This is a genomic window from Streptococcus sp. 1449 (assembly GCF_013276805.1).
Lineage (GTDB): Bacteria > Bacillota > Bacilli > Lactobacillales > Streptococcaceae > Streptococcus > Streptococcus pseudopneumoniae.
Genome location: NZ_VMLS01000120.1, coordinates 1 through 824, shown reverse-complemented (window position 1 = coordinate 824; position 824 = coordinate 1). Strand labels below are relative to the sequence as shown.

Genomic DNA, 824 nt, shown 5'->3' with positions numbered 1-824 from the left:
GCACGTTTCTCATAAAAATGAAAAAAGTCTGACGATTTTGTCAGACCAGAATCTTATATCCTAAAAAAGAGAAGAACAATTCTTCCCTCCAACTATCATTATTTAGCAGCTGCGTACAATTCATCTACTTTATTCCAGTTGATTACTGAAAAGAAAGCTTTGATGTAGTCAGGACGCACGTTGCGGTATTTCACGTAGTAAGCATGTTCCCAAACGTCCAAGCCCAAGATTGGTTTTTTACCTTCTGAGATTGGTGTGTCTTGGTTTGCTGTTGAAGTCACTTCAAGTTTCCCTTCTTTGTTGACAACCAACCATGCCCAACCTGAACCAAAACGAGTTGTTGCTGCTGCAGTGAAGGCTGCTTGGAATTCTTCAAATGAACCAAATGTTGCATCGATTGCTGCTGCCAGTTCTGCTGAAGGAGCTGTTTTCTCGAGAGTCATCAATTCCCAGAAAAGAGCGTGGTTCAAGTGTCCGCCACCATTGTTGATAAGTGCTTGACGGATATCAGCTGGGATAGATTCTACATCAGCAAGCAAGGCTTCAAGGTCTTCACCGATTTCAGGGTGTTTTTCTAAAGCTGCATTGGCATTGTTGACATAAGTTTGATGGTGTTTGTCATGGTGCAAATGCATTGTTTCCGCATCGATGTATGGTTCCAAAGCGTCGTATGCATATGGAAGTTCTGGTAAGATAATAGCCATCTGTAATACCTCTTTTTCTTTCTATATGAAAATGATAACGCAAACATTCACTTTTTTCAAGTTTTTTGCTTATAGATAAGGAAATCACTGACATACTTTCTAATAATACTCTTCGAAAAT

At 39.7% G+C, this 824-nt stretch carries 1 protein-coding gene; it reads right to left on the bottom strand.

All coding sequences use genetic code 11. The annotated features are described in order from the left end of the window. Positions 1 to 98: 98 nt before the first annotated feature. Positions 99 to 704: a superoxide dismutase SodA gene (gene sodA, locus HT687_RS11540; protein ID WP_000974743.1), complete on the bottom strand. Its 606-nt coding sequence runs from the start codon at positions 702 to 704 to the stop codon at positions 99 to 101. Positions 705 to 824 lie beyond the last annotated feature (120 nt).